At 47.7% G+C, this 3674-nt stretch carries 1 protein-coding gene; it reads left to right on the top strand.

Going from position 1 to position 3674, the window contains the following annotated elements; translation table 11 throughout:
* Positions 1 to 191: 191 nt before the first annotated feature.
* A partial coding sequence (locus B7Y67_RS12875; RefSeq protein ID WP_367227286.1) for a DUF3683 domain-containing protein occupies positions 192 to 3674 on the top strand: 3483 nt, incomplete at its 3' end.

Here is a 3674-nt window from a genome sequence, read left to right as displayed (position 1 = left end):
CTGCAAGACGATCTCCTAAGTATTATTTTTTGTCGCGCGATAATCTTTTACCATTGAACGGTTTATCGGCCTGCCCCGCAAAAACTGTAGCAAGCAAAACCAATGTACCAAGCAGGGTCGGGGCATTGCCGCCCCCCGGCCGGCCGGCCCGAAACGAATCCATATCCCGTAAAATACCGGCTTTGAAGCAAATGGATTCGGCATCGCCCCGGCGACGTCCGGACACACCCAGCATGACTGCACGCCTGCGCGAAATCCCCTACAACTACACCTCTTTTTCCGATCGTGAAATCGTTATTCGCTTGTTGGGTGAGGAGTCATGGCGCGTTCTGAATGATTTGCGTGGAGTGCGTCGCACTGGCCGCTCGGCTCGCATGCTATTCGAAGTTCTGGGTGATATCTGGGTAGTACAACGTAATCCTTTCTTGCAAGATGACCTATTAGATAACGCCAATCGTCGCAAATTGTTGATTGATGCTTTGTGGCATCGTCTTGGCGAGGTGAAGAAAAGATCTAGTGGTGAATCTGCTGAGCAAGTTCAGGTTTTGTTGAAAGCCGCACATCATGCCGTTGAAAGTTTTGAGCAGGGCTTTAAGGAAGTTACTGAAATTCGTAAGCGCGCTCGTAAAGAGTTGGGCCGCATTACTGCCTCTGACAATATTTGTTTTGATGGTGTCTCACGTGCAGCGCATGTGACTGATGCAACAGACTGGCGTGTTGAGTTTCCACTGGTAGTGCTAAAGCCGGATTACGAATCTGAAATCCCTGGTTTAGTGAAAGCCTGTGTTGAGTTGGGTTTAACCATCATTCCTCGCGGAGGCGGTACGGGTTACACCGGTGGCGCTATTCCTCTCTACGCTATGTCGGCAGTGATTAATACTGAGAAGCTTGAGCAAATCGATGCTGTCAAGCTCAAACACTTGCCGGGTGTAGACCATGAGGTGTCTACGATCTTTACTGGGGCTGGTGTAGTCACTCGTAGAGTTTCAGATGCTGCAGAGCGCTCTGGGCTGGTGTTTGCGGTCGACCCAACTTCAGCTGATGCGAGTTGTATTGGCGGCAACATTGCCATGAACGCTGGCGGTAAGAAGGCGGTTCTATGGGGAACTGCGCTCGATAATTTAGCTAGCTGGCGCATGGTTGATCCAGAGGGTAACTGGCTAGATGTCGAACGTCTTGACCACAATCTGGGAAAAATTCACATAGTAGATAAAGTGCGTTTTCAACTGACTTGGTCTGATGGTTTGAGTGAACCCGGCGAACGCATTCTTAAAACAGAAACTTTGGAAGTGGAAGGTAAGCGCTTCCGTAAAGAAGGCTTAGGTAAAGATGTGACTGATAAGTTTTTATCAGGCTTACCTGGCGTTCAAAAAGAAGGCTGCGACGGTTTAATTACCAGTGCTACTTGGATTTTGCATCGCATGCCTAAATACATGCGTACGGTTTGCTTAGAGTTTTTTGGCCAAGCACAAGAGGCGATCCCAAGCATTGTAGAAATTAAAGCCTATCTCGATGGCTTGAGTAAAGATGGTGGACCAATCCTTGCTGGCCTAGAGCATTTGGATGATCGTTACTTAAGAGCGGTCGGATATTCCACGAAGTCCAAGCGTAATGCTTTACCTAAGATGGTATTAATTGGCGACATTGCTGGCGATGATGAAGAGGCGGTGGCTGCAGCGACTAGTGAAGTTGTGCGTATGGCTAACAACCGAGTGGGCGAAGGCTTTGTGGCCGTTAGCGCCGAAGCACGTAAGAAGTTTTGGTTGGATCGTGCGCGTACTGCTGCGATTGCTCGCCATACGAACGCTTTTAAGATCAACGAAGACGTGGTGATTCCATTGCCACGTATGGGTGAGTACACCGAGGGCATCGAGCGCATCAATATTGAACTCTCGCTTAAAAATAAATTACAAGTTTTAGATGGTCTCGAAGCATTTTTGACAAAGAGCGCCTTGCCGCTTGGTAAGAATGACGAAGACTATGAGATCCCTAGCGCTGAAATCTTAGGTGATCGTGTTCAGCAAGCGTTAGAACTGATTGCTAAAGTCCGGGCGCGTTGGTCAGACTGGCTGACACAGATGGATACGTACTTCCCGGATCTGCAGAATTACAGTTTGCGTGCTTCATGGAAGACTGAGGTTCGTGCTGAACTGAGAATTATTTTTGGCGGCTTGGCGTTTGAGCCCATCCTCAATGAATTAGAGGCTATTCACAAAAACATTTTACGTAAGCGTGTTTTTGTGGCCCTACATATGCATGCTGGTGACGGTAATGTGCATACCAATATTCCGGTGAACTCGGATGACTACGAGATGTTGCAAGATGCACATCGTGCAGTCGATCGGATTATGAAATTGGCCCGCTCATTGGATGGCGTGATTTCGGGTGAGCATGGGATTGGTATTACGAAGCTTGAGTATTTGACTGAGGAAGAGCTCAAAGATTTCCGCGCTTACAAAAAACGTGTAGATCCTGAAGGCCGCTTCAACAAAGGCAAGTTAATGCCGCATGCGGATCTCAGCATTGCCTACACTCCGAGCTTTGGTTTGATGGGTCATGAGTCCATCATCATGCAGCAAAGTGATATTGGTGCAATTGCAGATAGCGTGAAAGATTGTTTACGCTGCGGTAAGTGCAAGCCGGTGTGTTCTACACATGTGCCACGCGCAAATTTGCTTTACAGTCCACGCGACAAAATTTTGGCAACCTCGCTGTTAATCGAAGCCTTCTTGTATGAAGAGCAGACACGCCGTGGCGTGTCGATTCGTCATTGGGAAATGTTTGACGACGTTGCAGCGCATTGCACTGTATGTCATAAGTGCTTAACGCCATGCCCAGTCAAAATTGACTTCGGTGATGTCACCATGAATATGCGCAACTTATTGCGTAAGATGGGTCAACAGCGTTTCAATCCAGGAACAGCGGCATCTATGCTCTTCTTGAATGCCACCGATCCAGACACAATCAAGTTGGCACGTAAGACCATGATTGGTTGGGGCTATAAGCTTCAACGTTTGGGTAACGATGTATTTCGTAAGTTGGCACGCAAACAAACCGCCCATCCTCCTGCGACAGTTACTAAGCCCAATATAAAAGAGCAGGTCATTTTCTTTGTAAATAAGAAGATGCCTGGTAACTTGCCGAAGAAAACAGCACGTGCACTTTTAGATATTGAGGACGCAAATTACGTACCAATTATTCGCGATCCAAAAACGACTTCTGCGGATACAGAAGCGGTGTTTTATTTCCCGGGTTGCGGCTCTGAACGTTTGTTCTCGCAAGTAGGTTTGGCTACGCAAGCAATGCTGTGGAATGTGGGTGTACAGACGGTATTACCACCAGGCTATCTCTGCTGCGGTTACCCACAGCGCGGCAATGGCGACTTCGATAAAGCAGAGAAGATGATTACAGATAATCGCGTCCTCTTTCATCGCGTTGCGAATACCCTGAACTACTTAGATATCAAGACTGTCGTAGTCTCATGCGGTACTTGCTACGACCAGTTAGCGGGTTATCAGTTTGAACAGATCTTCCCAGGTTGCCGCATCATCGATATTCATGAGTATTTGCTCGAGAAGGGCGTTAAGCTTTCAAACGTGACTGGCGTGAAGTATATGTATCACGATCCATGTCACTCACCGATGAAGTTGCAGGATCCACTCAAGACAGTGAAT

The sequence above is a fragment of the Polynucleobacter sp. 35-46-11 genome, assembly GCF_002281105.1.
Note: the sequence above shows the minus strand (reverse complement) of the source record. Positions and strands in the feature narration are given on the sequence as shown.